Annotated in this window: 19 protein-coding genes and 1 riboswitch; of the genes, 10 read left to right on the plus strand and 9 right to left on the minus strand. The window is 37.7% G+C overall.

Annotated elements, in window-relative coordinates; translation table 11 throughout:
- Nucleotides 1-116 precede the first annotated feature (116 nt).
- The 3 genes from HBHAL_RS21500 to HBHAL_RS11620 all read right to left on the minus strand — a co-directional run bounded on the left by HBHAL_RS21500 (nucleotide 117) and on the right by HBHAL_RS11620 (nucleotide 2,588).
- Nucleotides 117-335, minus strand: a complete 219-nt coding sequence (locus HBHAL_RS21500; protein ID WP_041601345.1) for a hypothetical protein — start codon at nucleotides 333-335, stop codon at nucleotides 117-119.
- 222 nt (nucleotides 336-557) lie between these two features.
- Complete coding sequence (locus HBHAL_RS11615) at nucleotides 558-1,265, minus strand: FadR/GntR family transcriptional regulator (RefSeq protein WP_014643613.1); 708 nt, start codon at nucleotides 1,263-1,265, stop codon at nucleotides 558-560.
- A gap of 624 nt (nucleotides 1,266-1,889) precedes the next feature.
- Entirely contained in the window at nucleotides 1,890-2,588 is a 699-nt protein-coding gene (locus HBHAL_RS11620) for a DUF2294 domain-containing protein (RefSeq protein ID WP_223254198.1), read from the minus strand.
- Between the two features lie 367 nt (nucleotides 2,589-2,955).
- Here HBHAL_RS11620 and HBHAL_RS11625 point away from each other — a divergent pair, with 367 nt between their 5' ends.
- A complete protein-coding gene (locus HBHAL_RS11625) occupies nucleotides 2,956-3,144 on the plus strand; it encodes a YjzC family protein (RefSeq protein WP_014643615.1) in 189 nt (62 codons plus the stop codon).
- Between the two features lie 79 nt (nucleotides 3,145-3,223).
- On the opposite strand, the gene HBHAL_RS11630 is transcribed toward HBHAL_RS11625, so the two are convergent.
- Nucleotides 3,224-3,508, minus strand: a complete 285-nt coding sequence (locus tag HBHAL_RS11630; protein WP_014643616.1) for a hypothetical protein — start codon at nucleotides 3,506-3,508, stop codon at nucleotides 3,224-3,226.
- 396 nt (nucleotides 3,509-3,904) lie between these two features.
- Here HBHAL_RS11630 and HBHAL_RS11635 point away from each other — a divergent pair, with 396 nt between their 5' ends.
- Nucleotides 3,905-4,627, plus strand: a complete 723-nt coding sequence (locus HBHAL_RS11635; protein WP_014643617.1) for a 3-ketoacyl-ACP reductase — start codon at nucleotides 3,905-3,907, stop codon at nucleotides 4,625-4,627.
- Nucleotides 4,628-4,741: 114 nt separating this feature from the next.
- Here HBHAL_RS11635 and HBHAL_RS11640 read toward each other — a convergent pair whose 3' ends face one another.
- The 3 genes from HBHAL_RS11640 to HBHAL_RS11650 are packed head-to-tail and all read right to left on the minus strand — an operon-like array spanning nucleotide 4,742 to nucleotide 7,263.
- Complete coding sequence (locus tag HBHAL_RS11640) at nucleotides 4,742-5,572, minus strand: MetQ/NlpA family ABC transporter substrate-binding protein (RefSeq protein WP_014643618.1); 831 nt, start codon at nucleotides 5,570-5,572, stop codon at nucleotides 4,742-4,744.
- A gap of 25 nt (nucleotides 5,573-5,597) precedes the next feature.
- Nucleotides 5,598-6,260: a methionine ABC transporter permease gene (locus HBHAL_RS11645; RefSeq protein WP_014643619.1), complete on the minus strand. Its 663-nt coding sequence runs from the start codon at nucleotides 6,258-6,260 to the stop codon at nucleotides 5,598-5,600.
- Nucleotides 6,220-7,263, minus strand: coding sequence for a methionine ABC transporter ATP-binding protein (locus HBHAL_RS11650; protein ID WP_014643620.1), 1,044 nt, complete (start codon nucleotides 7,261-7,263; stop codon nucleotides 6,220-6,222). The genes HBHAL_RS11645 and HBHAL_RS11650 overlap by 41 nt, the downstream gene beginning before the upstream one ends.
- 165 nt (nucleotides 7,264-7,428) lie before the next feature.
- Nucleotides 7,429-7,531: riboswitch (SAM riboswitch) on the minus strand.
- 192 nt (nucleotides 7,532-7,723) lie between these two features.
- Between HBHAL_RS11650 and HBHAL_RS11655 the strand changes: the two genes are divergently transcribed.
- The 3 genes from HBHAL_RS11655 to HBHAL_RS11660 all read left to right on the plus strand — a co-directional run bounded on the left by HBHAL_RS11655 (nucleotide 7,724) and on the right by HBHAL_RS11660 (nucleotide 9,786).
- Nucleotides 7,724-8,794: an iron-containing alcohol dehydrogenase family protein gene (locus HBHAL_RS11655; protein WP_014643621.1), complete on the plus strand. Its 1,071-nt coding sequence runs from the start codon at nucleotides 7,724-7,726 to the stop codon at nucleotides 8,792-8,794.
- A 78-nt stretch (nucleotides 8,795-8,872) separates the two neighbouring features.
- Entirely contained in the window at nucleotides 8,873-9,055 is a 183-nt protein-coding gene (locus HBHAL_RS22025) for a hypothetical protein (RefSeq protein WP_014643622.1), read from the plus strand.
- A gap of 29 nt (nucleotides 9,056-9,084) precedes the next feature.
- Nucleotides 9,085-9,786 (plus strand): DMT family transporter, encoded by a 702-nt coding sequence (locus tag HBHAL_RS11660; protein WP_014643623.1) that lies wholly within the window; start codon nucleotides 9,085-9,087, stop codon nucleotides 9,784-9,786.
- A 152-nt stretch (nucleotides 9,787-9,938) separates the two neighbouring features.
- Here the strand turns inward: HBHAL_RS11660 and HBHAL_RS11665 are convergent, their stop codons facing one another.
- Nucleotides 9,939-11,018 (minus strand): NAD(P)H-dependent flavin oxidoreductase, encoded by a 1,080-nt coding sequence (locus HBHAL_RS11665; protein ID WP_014643624.1) that lies wholly within the window; start codon nucleotides 11,016-11,018, stop codon nucleotides 9,939-9,941.
- Nucleotides 11,019-11,194: 176 nt separating this feature from the next.
- On the opposite strand from HBHAL_RS11665, the gene HBHAL_RS20585 reads away from it, so the two are divergent.
- The 5 genes from HBHAL_RS20585 (at nucleotide 11,195) to HBHAL_RS11690 (ending at nucleotide 14,679) form a co-directional block, all read left to right on the plus strand.
- On the plus strand, nucleotides 11,195-11,842 hold the full coding sequence (locus tag HBHAL_RS20585; RefSeq protein ID WP_014643625.1) for an LPXTG cell wall anchor domain-containing protein: 648 nt from the start codon (nucleotides 11,195-11,197) through the stop codon (nucleotides 11,840-11,842).
- A gap of 401 nt (nucleotides 11,843-12,243) precedes the next feature.
- Nucleotides 12,244-12,534, plus strand: coding sequence for a hypothetical protein (locus tag HBHAL_RS11675; protein WP_014643626.1), 291 nt, complete (start codon nucleotides 12,244-12,246; stop codon nucleotides 12,532-12,534).
- A gap of 246 nt (nucleotides 12,535-12,780) precedes the next feature.
- Nucleotides 12,781-13,071 (plus strand): hypothetical protein, encoded by a 291-nt coding sequence (locus HBHAL_RS11680; RefSeq protein WP_014643628.1) that lies wholly within the window; start codon nucleotides 12,781-12,783, stop codon nucleotides 13,069-13,071.
- Between the two features lie 216 nt (nucleotides 13,072-13,287).
- Nucleotides 13,288-13,620 (plus strand): DUF4257 domain-containing protein, encoded by a 333-nt coding sequence (locus HBHAL_RS11685; protein WP_014643629.1) that lies wholly within the window; start codon nucleotides 13,288-13,290, stop codon nucleotides 13,618-13,620.
- Nucleotides 13,621-14,040: 420 nt separating this feature from the next.
- Nucleotides 14,041-14,679, plus strand: a complete 639-nt coding sequence (locus HBHAL_RS11690; RefSeq protein WP_014643630.1) for a FusB/FusC family EF-G-binding protein — start codon at nucleotides 14,041-14,043, stop codon at nucleotides 14,677-14,679.
- A 204-nt stretch (nucleotides 14,680-14,883) separates the two neighbouring features.
- Here the strand turns inward: HBHAL_RS11690 and HBHAL_RS11695 are convergent, their stop codons facing one another.
- Nucleotides 14,884-15,777 (minus strand): NAD(P)/FAD-dependent oxidoreductase, encoded by an 894-nt coding sequence (locus HBHAL_RS11695; protein ID WP_014643631.1) that lies wholly within the window; start codon nucleotides 15,775-15,777, stop codon nucleotides 14,884-14,886.
- Nucleotides 15,778-16,576: the final 799 nt, after the last annotated feature.

A 16,576-nucleotide genomic window follows, 5' to 3' on the forward strand; every position in this document is an offset into this window, starting at 1 on the left:
TCTATTTATTAATCGTTGTAGTGAATTCTTTTTAAGTAGATTGGTTCACTACCGTAACGGGTTGTTGATGAATCAGTTTCGAAATGTTCTGGTCCGTTTCCATAGAATAAGTAGGGTTAGTGGGGAAATAACTCGCCTTCCTGTTTTCCAGAAGGACGCAGAACCGGGGAATTTAAATCGTGCCCCAGAAGACCTTCATCGTAAACCATTACCTCGAGTTTAACTGATTCTTCCAAGATCAGGAGCTTTTCTTTAACATCAACACAGAAATTTAATCGAACAAAATGTAATAAAGCTCTTATCCCTATATAATAGGTTTTTTCCAATTTTTTCAACACTGCAGAAAAAAGCGGTGCGGATATACCTGCTATACCACACCGCTTTAGAGATCTTCTACTAAGCTATATGTTGCCTTTACTGGCCCTTGAACATCTACGATTAAGTTTATTTTAATACCTGTGCTGTTACTTGGGCCTTTGAGGAATCTAACACAAGAAGAAACTGGTTTGCCTTTATCTTTTTCGGAATGCACTTTTATGTTGAACCCATACTATCTCTTATTTCCTTAATATATGCGAAACTGATTTTTCTACATTTCTTAAATGGATCATCATTTCTTCACGTGCTTGAGGTTCCGAGCCGTCTTTAATGGCTTGAAAGATGCGACGGTGCTCCTGCAAAAGCTTTTCAGTTCTTTCTTTCGAATGCAGAAGTTTACGTGTTTCCCTCATAGCCTGCACCATGATTTCGGAAACACTATTCATTAATTGAATTAACATTTCATTATGAGTAGCTCTTACCATGGCCATATGAAAATCAAGATCCGCTTGTTCTCCAAGTTCTCCATTTCCATTAGCTTCCGCCATTGCAATTAGAGCTTCCTCCATGGGTTTTAAGTCTTCCGTTTCACGGTGTAGTGCAGCTGAACCGGCAGCTCCAACTTCTAGAATCTGTCGTACTTCTAACAGTTCTTTCATATCCTCTGTTCTCATTAGAAAAGCGGCTGAAGTTGGCAAAGAAAAGCGTGAAGCTTCAAAAGATTTTATGAACGTGCCCTCTCCCTGGCGCATTTCTAAGATCCCCATGGCTCGAAGCGCACTTAAAGCTTCCCTTACCGCAGAGCGACCGACACTAAAACTCTTCGCCAAGTGTTCTACACTGTCAAGCTTATCTCCAGGATTTAATTCCCCATTCTTCAATGATTCCAACAATGAATCCGCTACTTGCTCGTATATTTTCTTTGATCTTATAGGTTTATAATCCACAATATTTCCTCCAGCTTCCTATCACAATTCTATTTCATTTTACTGTAATTTCGTTGACAGGGAAAGCAGAGCGATAAACGTCTTAAAAAATTGACCTGAATAGTAAAGCATCCACTTCTGTAAATAGTCCATAAAGTACCGCAGGGCCAATAGTTTTACAGATACTATCTCCCTCTTTACCTGATAGCCGAACCACTGCACCCGCGGCAACCTACTTTATGAGACCGATCCCATTCCCTGCTGCGCCTCTAAACACGTGTAAAGAAAGAACAGCACCTTTGGATAGAACAGTCTCTTCTATTATTACAATGGAATCACTAATTAGCATTCATTTTTTGCAGGCATTTGAAAAAGCACAAGAATGACAAACGGAGCGATGATAGCACTTAGAGCAACACCCAGCCGTATAGGTATCCTCTCCTTCAACTTTTGTTATCGCTTGCATATATGTGTTAAAAGTATGGTCATCGGACAATTTGTTTATGCTAATCTATCATTACTAATTAGAGACACTTTTTTTACATTTCCTGCATATTTAAATTTTTATCCAACTAAAAAACGCCCACGCAATTGTGGACGATTGATCTGTACCATAATAAAGAATAACTGATTTGTTTATGATAATCATTTTGGTTTAACAATAAATATCAGATAACTAATATCCAAATAAAAATCCCAATCCACAAAGACGTCTTTAATGCCTACACCTAATATGGACTCAAACACCTTAATATCCAGCAATCTTTTTTCAAGCTGTCTTTTACTTAACAATAATTGTTCTTTATTACCCTCGCGAATTAGTTCTTTTTCAAGCTCTGTCAAAATCCCTTTACGTTCCATAACCAGAGTTCGATTATTTAAGTACATGGAGTTAAGGAGATCTGGCGCCTTTTGTGCTATTTCACTGACCTTAATCATCTCTTCTTCCAATATTTCCTTATTAGGAAATTCAGGATAAAAATGCTCATCGTTGCTTTCACTATTGTCCATAACTCCAAGCAAAACGCCAGTTTTATTTTCCAGGGACCAATCATAATAAAAGTTCTTTATATGTAGGTCCGCTGATACTCTCAATGTTGCCTTTATCTCAGGGATTAGCTCTTCAAACATTAAATCACGGGTTTCTTCAACTTTTTGATAATTTTTCTGCCCTACCAGTAATCGTTCGATGGGAGCTAAAAAATCTTTTAGGTAAATTGAAATGAATGGTTTTTTAATAGATACATATACAGATGTGGGTCCTTTACCAAAGTTATCTCGAAGTAGCTTTCCTATATAACCTGCTATTTCTGAATTTAACGATTTTTTTTCCAATACTCTCATTCCTTATTTCTAATAATTAATTATAGCTAGATAATCATGCTGCTAAATTACACAATATGATATTACCCCACTTTTTTTGTATAATAAACTTTCTTCCAGGTATCGTCTTTGCGAAATTTATAAAGCTCTTAATCAGCCAAGATTTAAAAGCCATTAAAATCCCCAATATATACGTTAAAATTTTAATGATTTTTCGGCATTTCAATGCGTTCTCCTGCCTGGCAGGGCTGAGATTCAGCCACTATTATAAAGATCTATTATTATATAAGAATATAAAATTCCTGTAATTAAATGTTTATTAAATGGAAAATTTGGAAATAGAAAGGTGAACAACAAATTAAAATCATTTTTAAAGGAGCTATTTTACATGGCAGATCGTTACAAGACAGGCGAAAACGTACCAGAAAATGGAACATACGAATTTGATGGACTTACGGACGGCCGTAAACAAAGCAATCCTACAGAAGATGAAAAACAAGTGAAACTTGAAAGCGGAGAAACATTTCCTCCTCTACGCTCCAGTAAAGAAGGAGCTTACTGGAAGAAAGTTAAATAGTTAAAAGCAGGAGAGCCCCCATTCCAATGAGGAACTTACGGGGGCTCTTTTTCTGCTTAAATACAGCTGAGATCGCTTTTTACGTATCACTCTTAACTATACTAATCATTTCTTCGCATAAAGTGGCATTTACCAGACACAATTCAATCATTTTATCCATTGATCCGTCTTTAGCAGCATTAAGCTTCTTAGCAGAATCTCTACAAATTGCAGCACATGCTTTACATATTTCCTCTGAAATTGGAGAACCCGATTCCACTATTTCTTTTGCGTGCTCGTAAGCTTCCTTACTTTTTTTAACTAAATGAATGCACGTTAAAACATGAAATGATTGTTGCTGAAGAGAATTATTCAAGTGCTTCATTTAAAAACCTCCATTTTTTCCCATTAAAAAAAGCCAAAAAAGAACTTATATTAAAGTTCTTTTTTGGCTTATGTCTAGCTCTATTAGTCTAGCTTATTCCCACCAATTAATTTATTAATTGTGTTATATCATTTTGAGATTTAATTATTTGCAGATAAAAGTGCTATCCCTTTTAACCACAATTAAAACTATCATGTATTGGATCGTTTGTAAAGGATTTAACTAGTTAAGCAGGAGATATTATCCATTATTTATTCTCTATTTAATTCAATTTACATAATATTGTTATTGTAAATTATAATGAACTGTACTCTTTTGTATAATCACTTATCTTTGAATCTTCATTTTCATAGAGGTAACCTTAAAAAGAAAGATACTAAGAAAGGATGATTAAATATGGGACAATCTATTGAAGGCAAAATTGCTTACATTACCGGTGCCGGCCAAGGAATCGGCCGCGCTACTGCTATTCAGCTTGCTCGTGAAGGAGTAAACGTTGGACTTATGGCACGTACGGAAAGTAAGTTATTAGAAGTAGCTAAGGAGGCTGAAGGCTACGGAGTAAAGGCAAGCATAGCTACCGTTGATATTGCGGATATAAAGCAAGTAGAACAAGCTGTGTCAAGCTTACAATCTTCCCTCGGGAATGCGGATATTCTTATTAATAACGCAGGGATTGGAACCTATGGATCGTTTCTTGAAATCGAACCAGAAGAGTGGAAGCACACCCTCGAAGTCAACCTATTTGGAACCTATCACGTAACCCGAACCGTCTTACCTCAAATGATTGAGAAGGACCAGGGAGATATCATTAACATTTCTTCAAGCAGTGGACTTAAAGGGACAGCCGGATCCACAGCCTACAGCGCTTCTAAATTCGCTTTACAAGGAATGACAGAAGCTCTTATGCAGGAAGTTAGGAGAAATAACATTCGTGTATTTACACTTAATCCCAGCCTGGTAGCTACTGAGCTTTCCTTCGGGGAAGAATTGAGTGAGCAGGATAAAGAGAAATATATGCAGCCGGAAGACCTGGCAGAATATATGGTTGCTCAGCTCAAACTACACCCTCGTATCTTCATTAAGACATCACTGCAGTGGGCTACTAACCCTTTTTAACTCTATTTATTCAAGAGAATCTATTCGAATTTCAATATAGAAAAGCCTTCCGCTTATTTAAGCGGAAGGCTTTAATGATATCTACCCTTATTTATAGTTTAGGAGCGGGAATATTTATTTTTCTTTCATCCATGCAGGCTTACCAAAACCTTTGAATTTCTCATCAATAATCTTCTCAAATTCCTCGGATTGAATGACCTCTTTCATGTCCTTTACAAAAGGTTTTTCTAAATCTTCTGTTTTAACAGCTACTCTGTTTCGGTAATCGTCCGGCATATCCTCTAACGCTAGAGCATTTGTCAGATCCATCTCTGCAGCCAGAGCATAGTTTCCTGGTACAGCTGCTAAGTCCTCACTATCTACCAGGCGTGGGAGCTGACCAGCCTCTACTTCCACGAATTCCAAATTCTTAGGGTTCTCCTCAATATCCTTTAGAGAAGCGCGTAGTGGGTCCACATCTTCACTGATTGTAATCAGTTCTTCATCTTCTAAAACTATTAGTGTTCTGGCAAGGTTAGTGGGATCATTCGGCACCCCTAACGTACTTCCTTCTTCAATACTTTGAACATCTTCATATTTATTGGAATAAAGACCCATTGGTGCTGTTGGCACAATAATAACTTCGGAGAGTTCAAGGTCATGTTCCTCTTTAAATGAGTCCAAAAATATTTTATGTTGAAATAGATTAGCGTCTAAATCTCCGTTGGCTAAAGCCTTGTTCGGTTGTACATAATCAGTAAATTCTTTATTTGTCACTTTATAACCCTTTTCCTCGAGCAAAGGAGCTATTGCTTCGGTAACCATATCACTATATGGACCTGATGTAGCACCAAACCGTATGGTATCCTTTCCAGATGCATCCGCATTTTCCTCTTCACTACCCCCACAAGCTGCAAGCAGGAAGCCTATTAAAATAAAACCTATCCCCATCATTACTTTTTTCATAATTTCATACCTCCAATAATTTACTCTAACTTTTCTTTACTGATTTTGAAATAAAGTCTCCTGCATATTGAATTACTTGAACCATTACCACTAATAAAATGACTGTCGTAAACATTACAAAATCATCATATCGGTAATATCCGTAACGGATGGCTAAATCTCCTATTCCCCCACCACCGATTGCACCTGCCATAGCGGAATATCCAATTAAACTAATAGCCGTAATAGTTAAACCGCTTATCAATCCCGGTTTAATCTCCGGGAAGATGATATCTTTTATAATCAACCATGGAGATGCTCCGCAAGCTATTGCTGCTTCAATGACCCCTCGATCTATATCTCGGGCTGCTGACTCCACTATACGAGCATAAAAAGGAATGGCAGCAACTGATAGAGAGACCGAAGCAGAGACAGGACCGGTAGTTGTTCCAAGTAAGAAGTTTGTAAATGGAAGTAAAAAGACAAGTAAAATAATAAATGGAACCGATCTTACCAAGTTAACTACAACGCCCAAGATACTCTTAAGCCATCTATTTTCTAAGAAAAGGTCTCTATCGGTAACAAATAGAAGAATTCCTAATGGAAGACCAACAATTAACGCTACCAAAAGCCCTATCCCTACCATAATTAAAGTTTCTAAAAACGATTTATTCAGTTCCGGCAGCAACTCGATGAACTGTTCGATCACTTTGAAGCACCTCCACTTCCTCAAGGTTTTGTTCTAAGCTCTCAAGAGCTTTTCTGATTTCTTCCGGTTCTCCTTCTAATTCCATTACAAATATGCCCAGTGCTTTTTTTTGAATATAGTCAATTTTTCCATGGAGTATATTGCCTCTAATCTTAAATTCTTTCAATAAATCGGAAACGATGGATTCTTCTGCTTTTTTCCCTGCAAATTTCATTTGCACGATTGTGCCTCTGCACTGCTCGTACAATTCGTTGGGAATTTCAAAATCCATTACTGTTTTAATAAATTTCTTTGTAAGCGCATTTTCTGGTGAAGCAAATAAATTATAGGTTTTGTCCTGCTCTATTATTCTTCCTTCTTCCATCACAGCACAACGATCGCAGATTTCCTTTACTACCTCCATTTCATGTGTAATCAAAACAATGGTTAAACCAAGTTCATTGTTAATCCTTTTCAGTAATTTCAGTATGGACTTTGTCGTATTCGGATCTAAAGCTGAAGTTGCTTCGTCACATAACAATACTTTGGGGTTGTTAGCGAGAGATCTGGCTATACTTACGCGCTGCTTTTGCCCGCCGCTTAATTGAGCAGGGTATTGGTCGGATTTATCAGATAAACCTACCAAATCTAACAGTTCCAAAGTTCTTTCTTTTCTTTTTTGTCGTGATACTCCTGCGGCTTTTAATGCAAAAGCAACATTGTCTTCCACCGTTTTAGACATTGCCAAATGGAACCCTTGAAAAATCATACCTATAGACTGTCTTGCCGTGCGCAATCTCTTCGGTGGCAAAGCCAGTAAGTCTGTTCCATCTACATAAACTTTTCCTGAGGTGGGACGTTCAAGAATATTCATACAGCGAAGTAAGGTACTTTTTCCCGCTCCGCTGTATCCAACTACACCAAATATCTCTCCTTGGTTAATAGTTAAGGAGACATTATCTACTCCCACCACACTTTGTGATTTGGATTCAAATACTTTGTTTAAGCGCTCAATTGTAATCAACGTTATCACCCCATTTTAAAAAATCACTCTATATTCAAGTTCTAATTATAAATACACGCATTACGTGGACTATCTTATAAAAGAACACCATTTCTGATTAACACACCATAAAAAAAACTCTTCACCTTTGGAAGAGAGTTCCATTTAAATATTAGTAAATGAAAACTCTTATCTTCCAGAAGTACATTCTGAAGGAATTAGCACCACTCCCTTTAGGAAGGTTGCTGTGATATCAACGGGCCTGTCCCTCAATCACTCACGATAAGATGACTATATTTTTAGAATTTAACGACAATTATATGTTTAACGATTTAGTTTGTCAAAGTGAATATTTTACAAGTGATTTCGTCCTCAAACAGCGTGTAATTGAATGTAATACTATAAGGACTATTCGTAATATTGACAATTCTAAGTCCTCCGATGATAATGAATAACAATATTCAAACATTGAGGTGAATGTATGGAATCGATTCATGTACAAGGCGCACCAACATTTTACTGTTGTGAACCTGGGGTTTTAGGACGTCTCCCCAAGTTCATTGAAGAGCATACCTTCGAAGAAGGAGCAGTCATTTCTGGAGAACAATCGTGGGAAGCTGCGGAACCTTTCTTTCCTGATTTAAACGTTGACCTTATTTATAAGAAATATCGGGGCGAGTGTACACATGCAGAGGTTGATCGTCTTTGTAAAGAAATCAGTGGTTCGGACGTCATCTTTGGGGTTGGTGGAGGGAAGGTTTTAGACCTTTGCAAAGCCTGTGGAAATGAATTAAACCTCCCCGTTATACTGATACCAACTCTGGCATCCAATTGTGCGGGCTGGACATCACTCAGTGTTTTTTATGATGAGGCTGGTAATTTTATAGAATATACAATTTTTCAAAAAAGTACATTGATGCTTATCGTGGACCCTGCTTTACTTGTTCATTCTCCTGTTGATTTTTTGCGGGCAGGTATTGGGGACACTATAGCAAAATGGTATGAAGCTGATGTGTTAACCCGCAATCTACCTACTAAACCTATCCCTCTTGATATAGCGCTTCATGCAGCAAAGCTGTGTCGGGATGTGCTTATTGAGGACGGAAATGAAGCATTGGGATACTTGAGACAAACTAAAACAGATCCTGTGCTTACGCGGGTGGTAGAAACCATAATACTTTCAGCAGGAATGGTCGGTGGATTTGGAGATCGGTTAGGTAGAATCGCAGGGGCCCATTCTATACATAATGGATTAACGAAAGTGAATGAAACCCACCAATACTTGCACGGTGATAAAGTAGCTTATGGCATCCTAATCCAACTATTGTTGGAGAAAAGGGAAAATGAAGTACAAACGCTACTTTCCTATTACAAAGAAATGAACTTGCCTATTCATTTATCGGATCTTGGCGTAGACGTGGTATCAGAGGAAATAGTTGACACAATTAGTTCATATTCTACTGCACCAAATGAGTCTATTCATCTAATGGGGATTTCTGACAATAACAAGGTTAAGCGGGCCATTTACAGGCTGGAGGAGCTCGGTCGTTAAATTATCCTTAAATTATGCTTCTCTCACTCTTCCTTTTTTGTATAATAGACTGAAAACTTAAGAAGAGTGAGGGAGATTATGAACCGTCAATTATCTTTAATCTTAATTTTCATAGCTGCTGCTTTATGGGGCGTCATCGGTATCTTTGTAACCTACCTCTATAAGATGGGTTTTACTCCTTTTCAAGTTGTAGCCATAAGGGTATCCACTGCTTTTTTATTCCTGCTTATATATACACTTGCAAAAACCTGCGTTATCTAAAGATAAAACCTTTAGACAGCCGTTATTTTATGGGTACAGGCATTATAAGTATTGTATTATTCAATTGGTGTCTATTTAGTGCTATGGAAGAGACCTCCATCTCAATTGCTTTTGTCCTTCTTTACACAGCACCTATTTTTGTAACTATTTTTTCAAAATTCCTCATGAATGAACCATTTACGCCCAGGAAGTTAGCAGCCTTATGTATGACTTTCACAGGTTGTACGCTTGTAATCGGATTGTTTCCAAAGGTGGAAGGTTCCATATCTTTATATGGACTTATCCTTGGTTTAGGAGCAGGACTATTCTATGCTCTTTACAGTATTTTAGGTAAGTACGCTCTTGTAAAATATAACTCGCTGACCGTTACCGTTTACACTTTTTTATTTGCTTCTCTTGCAGCCGTACCATTTAGTCAGATATGGAAGATAACTCATCTATTTAACGATTTGACTTTACTTATCGTACTAGGACTTGGATTCCTCTCAACTATGCTTCCCTTCCTTTTTTATACCAAAGGTTTGGAAAATGTCGAATCCAGCCGAGCTTCCATAATTGCTACTGTAGAACCTGTAGTAGCTTCGCTGACAGGGTATTTAATCTTCAATGAACAACTTAATGGGTGGCAATACTTTGGGATTGTTCTTGTAATCGCGTCTGTCATTATCGTTCAGGATTCTTCGAAGTCTTTACAGCGCAAAAGCCAGATGTCAAACGCTTCTAACATATGAGAGTACAATCTCCTCCCTTCATCTTGGATAGCCCGGCTCACATTTACAGGCGGGTTATTCAGAATGTGGTTGAGGTCAGTGAAGGAGGGGGCGTAGCTGATCATCGAATGAGAATATATGAATGAACTTTCTTCATTTAATCGCTATGAAAACTACGATTTATGGGCTCTACTGCTATAGATCATCTCCGCTCCATCAATTAATTCCTTTATGATCTCAGAAACGTGCTTATTTCCGCTCAGGCGTGGACTTTGCCCTGACCACAGGGACATCCATTCCGGCTTATTCCTTTTAGCCGCTTCTTTTCTTAAATTCTTAGTCAGTTCATTTTGTATAGGGTAATCTGGCAATTCATTTTGATAAGGCGTCATTTGTTTAATAAAATCATTTTCTATACCTCTGGCAGGCTTCCCACTAAATACTGAAGTTATAGTCGTATCGCATTCTTTTGCCTGCAAAATAGCTTGCTTATGCTGCTCTTTTGCCCCACTTTCCAAACTTGTAACAAAAGCTGTGCCCATTTGCACACCTTGAGCTCCCAGCATAATAGAAGCGCTTATTCCCCTTCCATCCATAATTCCTCCAGCTGCTAAAACAGGAAGACCGACTTCATCAACGATTTGAGGGACCAAAGACATTGTTCCTATCATTCCTTGCTCGTATGAACTGTGGAACGTACCTCGGTGACCACCAGCTTCACTTCCCTGAGCAGTGACAATATCAACTCCAGCTTGCTCATTAATCACAGCTTCTTCAACTGTGGTTGCTGTTCCTATTACCTTCACTCCATTCTTATGTAATTCTTTTACCAATTCTTTGTCAGGCACACCAAACGTAAAACTGCTGACAGAAACTTTTAATTTTAAAATTGTATTTATTTGTTCCTCAAAAGTAGATTCTATCCTTTCTGTTATTTTTCCGGGTTTAACATGTAACTCTTGTTCATAAGATTTCAGAAGCTGGCGGGATCGGGCTACTTGCTTAGAACAATACCGAGGAGTTTCTGGAATGAACATATTTACTCCAAATGATTTCTGTGTTCTATTCTGAACAGCCTTAATCTTTTCCGTTAATTCATCTGGGTTCAAGTACCCTGCTCCAAGCGTTCCTATTGCTCCCTCATTTGACACAGCTGCCACTAATTCAGGAGTAGTTACTCCACCTGCCATGCCTGCCTGAATTATCGGATAGTCACAATTCAGAGTCTGGGTCACCTCATTTTTATACCACATTACACGTCCATTCTCCTTTCAAATAGAAATCAACTAATACATTGACTTTAACGAAAAATGACTAAATATTCAAAATATTTATTAAAAATTACAAATTTCACTTGTAAAAGGTCTCATTTCCATGTTTTACTAGATTTATGCCATTGGGATGGATTACTAATTATAGGAGGAATTTGATGCTAAAGAAAATGTTTGCTGTTGGTCTGCTCTCCCTTGGGATGGTAGCAGGAGGTGCCTCAGCTGTCAGCGCTGATGAAGATAAAGACTGTGGAGATTTCTCGACCGGTGACGAAGTAATGCAGTACTGGAATGACAATAACTTTTCTGCTGAAAACGACCCTGATCGTTTAGACAATGATTCAGATGGACAACCTTGTGAAAACCTTACTGAAGACTGGGAAGCTTCTGAAGAGCAAGAATCAAACTCAGAAGAAACGAGCGAATCTTCCGAGTCTGCAGTAAGCAACGATAAAGACTGTGACAGTTTCGAAAATCATGAAGAAGTCATGGCCTTCTGGTATGAAAATGGTTATGACGAAAATAATGACCCTCATGACCTGGACAGAGACAATGATAACTTACCTTGTGAAGTATCTCAGAGTGAGTGGGATTCCTTCGTAGCTGATAAAGAAGATGGTTCAGAATCAAATAGTTCAGATGAAGATACCTCTTCTGAATCAGATAAAGAAGCTTCCGCAGAGCAAGGAGAAGAGGGTGGCGAACTACCTGACACGTCCTCTAATAATCCGCTAATGATGTTGGCAGGTTTGATCGTATCTGCTGGCGCAGGGCTTTTCCTTATTCTAAAAAAACAACTTACTTAAAACGAACTTAAGTCATTCATCCCATTGAAAGTTGGATTTATGAGCAGGCATTCGGCCTGCTCTTTTTTTATTAAAGCTCCATTAACCCCCTGTATGTTGAGCCTCTTTTCCATATAATATTTTGATAATGAGTCTTACATATAATTTGGAGCTAGTTCAATTGAAGATGATCAACAAGGAGCACATACCAACTTCTTAAGATTTCCCTCATGTGCTTATGATGATGATTTTCTTTGAATTATTCAGGTTCCTTGTTCGTTTGAAAATTTATCCAGTGAATGTTTTAATAATTATGACTATTAAAAGGGAGAGTGTTATTCATTGTATACACAAGATAATACTGATTTTTATTCGTTCCTGGATAATATCTTCGTAATTGGAAGCAGTTAAATTCCGAAGATATGAGAGCTGTTATATCTAAAGATTTAATCGGTCGAGAAATCCGTCAAGGTAAAGCTAATGACTACGGTTATGAAGGTTCGGTAGAAGGCTGGACTCAAACATTTGAGTACTTTAAAGATCAAGAAATGGAATGGATCCTGACACCCCAATCTATTATTCCTTTTAAATCAAACGAGCGAATGGTAATTATACGCGCTACACTCACAATAGACGGGAAATTAGTGGAAGCTTCCAATCTATTTTTCCAAGTATTTGTACTGGATTCTGCAACCCATGAATGGAAGCTTTAATACCAAGGAAAAACCTGAAGGATAACATATAAGACCTTCCAGGTTCTTTTCATATTGTTCAAACTTACTTCCGTCAATGGATCGAACAGGTTTATAATGAAATTTTATCCTGCCCAGGCATACTATTATAATACGCCTTACAATAAGAAGAATTTTCTACATAAATTTAACAGTAATCGTGTGAAAGAATCAGGTTAGTGGTAATAAGTGAATATGACTGAAGAATAGCAAAGGAGGCCCTGACTATTGTTTCAAATGAGTGAAAGCCAGAAAAGACAATTCGACCACATGCTATCTTTATTAAAGAATGCCTCTTCTCCTGAAGAAGTACGTTATTATTTCACAGATATCCAGCAATTTCTAGATACAATGCATACGGATGAAAGAACTCGATTAGACCATATGGAATCAAAAGATCTGGAAAAGTATGAATATATGCTCAAAAAAATGATGGAGGCGTCGACAAAAAAAGAGGTACTTTATTATGAAAAGGAAATACATGATCTTATTAATAAAATCAGCCCCATAAATTACTAGGTAAAGTAAAAAATATCCAAAAAAGTCTTTATTTTCTGACAAATTAGTTGTATACTGTTCCCATAGTGTTCATTATAATATTGATGGATATTTGGGGATAATAAGGCTTGTTTATAAGGCGGAATCTTTGGTCGATGATTAGTGCATATTAGCTTATGTTTCTAAATATCTTCGCAAAGCCGCTTTTTTTTGACTATAAATTTAGGGGGAGTGAATGTGGCTAATACACTATTGATCGCCGGTTTAATTGGAGGTCTGACTGGTGTAATCGCTCATTTGATGAGAAATGGCAAAGTATTGGTCTTTCCCAAAAAAAGAATAAGACCGCAGGGACTATATTTAGGTTTTCTAGCCGATTTCCTGATTGGAGCAGCTGCTTCTATATTTGCTGTTACCTACTTAGTTCCTGATCCCGAAGTGTTACGTACCCTTGTAGGAATTTCGATTTTAGCAGGTATGACTGCTGAAAATGTGTTACTGAGAAAAGAACTGAGTACTGAGAAAGCAAAAATTGAAGGATTGGATCGCATCAATCAAAGATTAAAATAACCACCTCGACTCCAGTCCTAATTTTTTTAATCCTTCATCTTCCACTTACATAACTTCAAACCTCTATCCTCGTTTAGACGATCCATTCTTTTCATTTCATTTTTCACATTTATGATCTAAGCTTATTCCTCACTCTTCTGTGTACGATCAGCCTACAGGATTTACCCCATTTCCCCTAATCGTGCTTCTATATATTTGTAAATACTATTAATCGATGATTTGAATACAGAAATTAAGAAATAAACCTTAACCCGAACAGGTAATTATTCGTTAATTTCCTGGATTAACTATCTTACTTCAAAAGCCTTTAAACTTGTATAGCTTTTCATTTATTTTGTAAAATAATAGCTAAGGATATCACAAAACTCCCCCAATATTTCATATACGTTTTTTTATATCAACCATCATGGAGGTATAAATATGGAATCATTCATCAGAGCGGATCAGTATAATTTCATCAAGGACCAGATAACAACTCTGCTAAGTACGCACACATCCACGATTGATCAGTCTGTCACACAAGCCTTAAAATCTATGACTAGAGAAAAAGTCGTGGATTTATTCTCAGATTTATCAAATGATCAAAAAGAAATTATTGAACAAGTTCAGGATGTTAAAGACGAAACAGACGCTATTTTTTTCCTCTCTCGCTTAAAACAGCATGTCTTTACATTCCCCCCGCTTAATGAGAAAACCATTAAACGATTATTTCCTAAAGTAAAAAAACTTAAAGTTCCTTCGTTAGAAAATATTGAATGGAGTACTCTATCTTACTTAGGATGGAATGACTCAGGAGCTAACCGAAAATATATTGCAACCTATAAGAACGGTGATTTACTGGGGATTCAAGGGAACTTCAAGCCTTCTAAGCAGAGTGGCATTTGCGCAATTTGTAAGGAACACGAAGAAGTTGGAATGTTTACCACCTCCATTAAGCAAAAGACATCAGAAAACCCAATCAGCCGTGGTAATTATATATGTAAGGATAGCGATCGTTGTAACGAGAACTTGAAATCCCTGCAACCACTTGATAATTTTATTGAGTTAATGACAGAATAAAGAAGCAAAGGCCTGCAAAACATTTAGTTTTGAGGGCCTTTGTAAATTTTTATTATTAGGTAGATGATAATCTGGAAAGAAGATGCTCTGACGCTCGTCTCCTTACTTCGTTTAATCCCGGTGACGTCAGACAGGTTGTGACGGATTAAGACTATTGAACATCTTTGGCAAGGAATAAAGAGAGCCTTCTACGTCCATCTCCTATTACTTCAGTAACTCCTTATGGATCCATATAGCAGCGAGGGAACCTTCTCCCATGGCAGCCGTTACTAGTTCTGAGTGAGCAGCTACATCGCCTGACGCCCACAAATTAGCTACACTTGTCATTTTTGTCCTGGGATCAATGATAAGATGTTGGTTTTCATTGACTTCAGCTCCAAGCTTTACGGCCAGTTCTGTTCGTACTTGGTTCCCTCCAAAAGCCAAGAAAGCTTTCTTCACTTGGAGACTCTTACCATCTTTCATTTCTATACGGTTCAAACTTCCCTTTGTCTCATGCAATTCCTTTACTTTAGCTGTTTTCACTTCAATATTCTCAGCTGCTAAACGCTGCGTCCACTCAAGGGAAATGTCCTCAAGCTCATGGTTAATAAATATAATATCCCTACTCCAATACAAAAGACTTATAGCCATAGAAGCTCCTGCGTTTCCTGAGCCAATTACTGCCGTCCTCTGGTTCATAATCTCATAACCATCACAATCCGGGCAGACGTAAACCGAAAGTCCAAGACAGGGTTTAATTCCTGGAATGGAAGGGATATGGTCTTTTAAACCGGTAGCAAGAAGAAGGTTTCTTCCGCTGAACATTCCTCCTCCGACCGTATATACCGTAAATTCTCTACCATTCTTATGCACATCCTTTACCCTGTCTTTGCGTATCGATACTCCCAGGTTTTCAGCATGCTGTCGGCCGGCTTTACGGAGTTCTTGTCCACTTATCCCATTAGGAAATCCTAGAATATTACTGTACTTCCTACACAATGAAGACCTTCCATCCTCAGCATCTATCAGTAACACAGACCTTTTATAACGTCCCAACTGGATGGAGGCTTGAAGGCCTGCAATCCCCCCACCGATAATGATGCAATCGTATTTCATAAGAAGGTCTCCCTTCCAATCCATATTCTTATTCCTGTCTTATTGAAATAATTTATGTGATCATCTCCCCTTTTATGCAAATGCATCCCTATTCTATAATCTGGTATCTTTTTAAAAGTCTAATGTACCCATAACAAACTATAAATCCTGATAAGTAAATAAAGAACGAGTAAATAATAATCCACCCGTTATAGTATTCAACTTTACCTATATATAAAGCGACATATTCTAGCACTGTAAAAATCAGAGAGTAAAGTAAAATCAGAACTTTATTATTAACGATCTGAGCTTCTTTTATCAAAGCAAAAGTACTCGTCAGTAATGGAAAATACCCTAAATTGAATGGCATAGCAGGGAGGGAAGGATTATCGTGTTCAGGATTAACTTTCCAAAAAATATTAAATCCCCAATCATTTGCTACGAACGCGATTGAAACACCTAAGGTATACATAAGTATAGTTATTCTCGGTTTTCGCAAAAAAATAATAATATTGATACTGAAAGGAAGAATGAAGCCAAGTAGTACATTGGTAAGCATAAAACACCACTTCTTTTTTCACAGTGTGCCCTTAAGACTTAAAATTTATTATAAAAAAGGCACGGTTAAACTTCCGTATTGATTTTAAAGTAAAGCACCCGTTTGTTTAATACTTGGTTTCGAGATATTGGTTATGCGGAATGTCCTCCGGGGGACGATTTCGCTTTCCGGCCATGCGGGATCTCACCGATCATGTTCATGAGGCCACTGAAAAACCCCTTTCTACCCAGGGGAGTTGTTGACGTTTGGTGTTGCTTCTCA

Origin of the sequence: Halobacillus halophilus DSM 2266 (genome assembly GCF_000284515.1) — a bacterium.
Lineage (GTDB): Bacteria > Bacillota > Bacilli > Bacillales > Halobacillaceae > Halobacillus > Halobacillus halophilus.